This is a genomic window from Spongiactinospora gelatinilytica (genome assembly GCF_003236385.1).
Taxonomy (GTDB): Bacteria; Actinomycetota; Actinomycetes; order Streptosporangiales; family Streptosporangiaceae; genus Spongiactinospora; species Spongiactinospora gelatinilytica.
On record NZ_POUA01000497.1, the window covers coordinates 1 to 4,582 of the forward strand.

Consider the following 4,582-nt stretch of genomic DNA (forward strand, 5'->3'; position numbering starts at 1 on the left):
CCTCACGGGACCGTTCCCCGCCCGGCGGTTCGATGGTGTGTGTTAGAACTTCCGCCACCACGGGGTACACAATTGTCCACTCCCCAAGAAACCCCATGAACCCCGACGAACCCCCACGAGCCGAGGAGAGACCGTTGAGCGGAGTGATCGTCACGGGAGGCGCGTCAGGTATCGGGCGGGCCTGCGCGCTGGCAATCGCCGAAGGCGGGCGGCCGGTCGCGGTCTGGGACGCGGACGAGGCCGGGGCGCGGGGAACGGCCAAGGAGGCCGCGATGCTGACCCCGCTGCCGACCTTCGGGCTCGCGGTGGACGTGACCGACACCGCCTCGCTCGGGCCCGCCATCGCCGCGAGCAGGGAGGTCATCGGGCCGATCGGCGGGCTGGTACACGCCGCCGCGATACTGGGGCCGGCCGCCATCGCGGAAATCACCGACGAACGCTGGGACGCGGTGCTCAACGTCGACCTGCGCGCCCAGCTCATGCTGACCAGGGCGCTGCTGGGCGACCTCGGGGACGCGCCCGATGCGGCCGTGGTGGGCATAGGCGCGATCGAGGGCATCGTGGGCCTGGCGGGCGCGCCCGCCTACTGCGCGGCCAAGGCCGGCCTGCTCGGGCTGACCCGCTCGATGGCCGCCGAACTGGCCCCTGCGGGCATCAGGGTCAACGCGGTGTGTCCCGGCTACATCGACACTCCCGAACTGGCCGAGGCGCTGGACGGCGACCGCGCCGCGGTGTCGATGTTCGCCTGCAAGTCGCCGCTGGCCCGGCTGGGCCGGCCGGAGGAGGTCGCCCACGCCGTGCGGTTCCTGCTGAGCGAGGAGGCGTCCTTCATCACCGGAACGCACCTCACCGTGGACGGCGGGGCCACCTCCACCGACCTGTGAGACGGACGTGGTCAGACCACCTTGCCGACGCCCGCCGCTATCCGCAGGCTGGTCGCGGGGACCTGCTCGTCCGGCGACCAGTCCTGGACGTCGGCCACTCCCGGGCCGAGCAGCTCGAAGCCCGCGAAGAAGCGGCCGATCTCGGCGCGCGTGCGAAAGCGCATCGGTGAGGGCGAGTTAACCGATATCTCCTCCAGTTCGGCCTGGGCCTTGGGATCACTCCCGTCGCTGCAGAACTGCGAGATCATGACGTGACTGCCGGGGACCATCCGCTTGCGGAACCGCGCCACCAGGGCCGCCGGGTCCTCCGCGTCGGTCACCAGGTGGAACAGCGCGGCGAAGAGCACCAGCATCGGCTTGTCATAGTCGATTAACGATCGGACACGGGGATTGTCCATGATTCCCTCAGGATCACGGACATCGGCCTGGAGAGAGATCACCGAGGGCTCGGTGGCGAGCAACGCGTTGTTGTGCACGAAGACGATCGGGTCGTAGTCCACATAGGCCACCCGGGCTCGCGGGTTGATTTCCTTGGCCGTCTCATGGACGTTCGGTTCAGTGGGAATGCCGGTCCCGATATCCAGGAACTGGCCGATGCCCTGTTCTGCGCACATCCGTACGATTCTTAACAGAAGTCGGCGCTGGGCCCGGCCTAACAGGGGAAGGTCGGGGGCGGCCCGCATGACCTTCCGCGCCGCGGCCCGATCCACGGCATAGTTGTCCTTACCTCCGAGGACGTAGTTGTAGGCCCTCGCGTGACTCATCTGGTTCATGTTGATAGCGGGTGGAACGCGCTCAGAGTCGCTCACAGTGGTGCCCCCTCGCAGCCGCGGCGAATACATTCCCCACAGGATCATATATGATGTGGGATAGGTTGGGCCTCCCGATTAACGTGATTTTCGCTCTTTTCGTGGTCCGGACCCGGAGAATAATCTTCGGTTACCCCCGCTCGGGTGAGCGCCTTGCGCATTCCCGGCCCGTGGAGTGCGCATGGTAGATAATCTTCATCCGAGATCTGGACACGAGCGAACCTCAGATATGGACCCCTCCCGGCTACGTTCCGCCCTGCTCGCCGTTGTACGCGGCGGCCCGGGGCGCAGACCCGCGCACCGCGTGCCCGCTTACGCGGCGCCGTACGCGAGCCGGGTCGCGGCGCTCGACGTGCTGCTCACCGCGCTCCCGGCGTCCGGGTGGACCGCCGTGGTGGTCCACGGATGGACACCGGCCGGTGTGGCGGGCCACCTCATGGCCGTGGACGGCCTGCTGGCCGCGGCGCTCGGCGCGCCGGTCATCGGCCCCTCAGCGGCCGGTGACGACCCCGAGGCCAGGACCGACCAGGTGCTCGACGCGCTGCGCGACCGGCCCGGGGCGGAGGCCGCCGCCCGCTGGCGGGAGCAGGCCGCGGCCCTGTGCCACCATCTGGACACCGCGGGCTCGATCCCCGGCGAGGAGGAGCGGATCACCGCGGCGGCGGTGACGATGCGGCTGCGCGACCATCTGGCCATGCGGGCCTACGAGACGTGGATGCACTCCGAGGACATCTGCTCCGGTGCGGCGGAGGGGCTGCGGTTGCCGCTGCCGGTGCCCGACCATGTGCACACCCTGTCGCAGTTCGGCTGCCGCATGCTGCGCACGTCCATGATGATCGCGGCGGGCGGCGCCCCTGACGAGCGGGCCGCGCGGATCACGCTCACCGGCCCCGGTGGCGGCACCCGGGTGGTGCGGTTCGGCCGCGAACGGGTGGAGCCCGCCGCGGAGATCGAGATGGACGTGATCGACTTCTGTTTCCTGCTCGGCGACCGGCTCGGCCCGGACGAGGTCCAGGCGACCGTCACCGGCGATCCCGGGCTGGCCCGCGACGTGCTCACCGCCGCTCCCCTGGTGACCCGGCTGCGCCGCTGAGCGGGCCCGCTCAGCCGTGGGTGGCGTCGATCACGCAGAAGCGGTTGCCGTCGGGGTCGGCCAGCACCACGAAGTCGGCGTCGTCGGGGTAGAGGTCCCATGCGATTCGCTCGGCGCCCAGCGCGATCAGCCGCTCCACCTCGGCGGCCTGCTCGGCCGCGTCGCCCGCGTAGAGGTCGAGGTGGACGCGCGGGTGCTCCCGCACGGGCGTCTCGCTGAGGCCGAGCGCCAGCCCGAAGCCCCGCCCGTCCGGCGGCATCAGGACGGCCCGGTCGTCGTCCATCTCATCGCGCAGCACATGGCCGAGCGCCCTGGACCAGAACTCCACCGCCCTGGGCACGTCTTCGACGCCGAGGACCACCGTACCGATGCGCAGCATGCCCCGGGTCTCGCAGAACCGGCCGACGGTTCCGGGCCGGCGAGGCCCCCGTTCGGGCGGGCCTCGCCGTGACCTCAGGCGGTCAGCGCGTTGCCCAGCAGGCCGAGCGGCGGCGCGCCGAGGTCCAGCATGGCCTTGTGGAACCGCTGGATCGTGAACGCGTTCCCCCACTGGGCCTTGGCCTGGTCGCGCAGGTCGAGGATGGCCAGCTTGCCCAGCGTGTAGCGGCCGTAGGTCGGGTCGTAGGCGGCCCGGGAGGCTTCGGACAGCGCCGCGGGACCGGCCAGGTGGGTGTCGGCGGCGAACCTGCGCGCGCCCTCCTCGACGGTCATCGCGCCGGTGTGGACGCCGATCGCGCAGGCCAGCCGGGTGACCCTGACCAGCGACTCCAGCCACACGCCGATCTCGAAGCGCAGGTCACCGGCCTCGAAGCCCTCCTCGACGCACAGTTCCTCGGCGTAGTGCGCCCAGCCTTCGATGAACGCGGCCGACTGGAGGGTCCGCCGGACCGGGGTGGGCGCGTTGCGCAGCGCGCGCCCGTGCGAGAAGTGCCCGGGGGCGACCTCGTGGACGGTGATGCCCGGCAGGGTGGTGTCGCTGAAGACCTCCAGCCAGTCGGCGATGTCCTGGGCGGGCCAGGAGGGGCCGGGCGGGGTGATGTGGTACCACGACGGGCTCTCCGGCTCGCCCGGCGCGGCCCAGCTCATCATGGCCATGGCCCAGCGGCGGGACTCGGGGGCCAGGCCGACCGCGCACTCGCCGTCCAGGTACGGCACCAGCGCGCGCTCGCGGGTGAACTCGATCGACTTCTCCGTCCAGCGCCTGGCCGCCTCTACCACCCCGTCGCCGTCGGGGTGCTGCTTGACCAGTTCCCGGCACACGTCGAGCGGCGCGCGGTCCGCCGCGCCGTACCGGGCGCAGGCGTCGGTCAGGCGCTCCATCAGCCGGTCCCGCTCGGCGTCGGCCCGCTCGGCGAGCCGTCCGGTGTCCACTTCCATGCCGTCGTCCGCGCCCATCAGGGCGGCCAGCCCGTCCGCGCCGAGCGCGGCGTCGGGGTCGCCGTCGGCGGCCATCGCCTCGACGTGCGCGACCAGCCGGGCGTGCGCCTTGATCGCGGCCTCGTCATCGACCCCGGCGGCGAGCCCTCGCACCGCCCCGAGCAGCGCCTTGGCCACCGGGGCGCTGAGCAGGTCGAGGGAGGCGATGGACGCCTCGACCGCCTCGGGCCACAGCGCCAGGTGCGCCCGCCTGGCCGCCTCCCGTTCGGCGGCCGGCGCGTACTCGCGGTCGTAGCAGGCCAGATCCAGGTTGCCCAGATGGTCCATCAGGTTGCGGCGGTGCAACTGGAGCCGGTCGAACCGCACCCGCATGGACTCCTCGAAGACCTGGAGGTGGGCCGCGTCGTGGGGGTGGGCGG

5 protein-coding genes are annotated in these 4,582 nt (G+C 71.6%); 2 read left to right on the top strand and 3 right to left on the bottom strand.

Translation table 11 applies throughout. The features are described 5' to 3' along the window. Positions 1–143 precede the first annotated feature (143 nt). Complete coding sequence (locus C1I98_RS35635; protein ID WP_233508465.1) at positions 144–884, top strand: SDR family NAD(P)-dependent oxidoreductase; 741 nt, start codon at positions 144–146, stop codon at positions 882–884. An 11-nt stretch (positions 885–895) separates the two neighbouring features. Here the strand turns inward: C1I98_RS35635 and C1I98_RS35640 are convergent, their stop codons facing one another. Continuing rightward, positions 896–1,741, bottom strand: coding sequence for an SAM-dependent methyltransferase (locus C1I98_RS35640; RefSeq protein ID WP_111171704.1), 846 nt, complete (start codon positions 1,739–1,741; stop codon positions 896–898). Positions 1,742–1,922: 181 nt separating this feature from the next. Between C1I98_RS35640 and C1I98_RS35645 the strand changes: the two genes are divergently transcribed. Further along, a complete protein-coding gene (locus tag C1I98_RS35645; RefSeq protein WP_158558320.1) occupies positions 1,923–2,786 on the top strand; it encodes a maleylpyruvate isomerase N-terminal domain-containing protein in 864 nt (287 codons plus the stop codon). A gap of 10 nt (positions 2,787–2,796) precedes the next feature. On the opposite strand, the gene C1I98_RS35650 is transcribed toward C1I98_RS35645, so the two are convergent. Next, positions 2,797–3,165, bottom strand: a complete 369-nt coding sequence (locus C1I98_RS35650; protein ID WP_111171706.1) for a VOC family protein — start codon at positions 3,163–3,165, stop codon at positions 2,797–2,799. Positions 3,166–3,239: 74 nt separating this feature from the next. Continuing rightward, a partial coding sequence (locus C1I98_RS35655) for a DUF885 family protein (RefSeq protein WP_111171707.1) occupies positions 3,240–4,582 on the bottom strand: 1,343 nt, incomplete at its 5' end.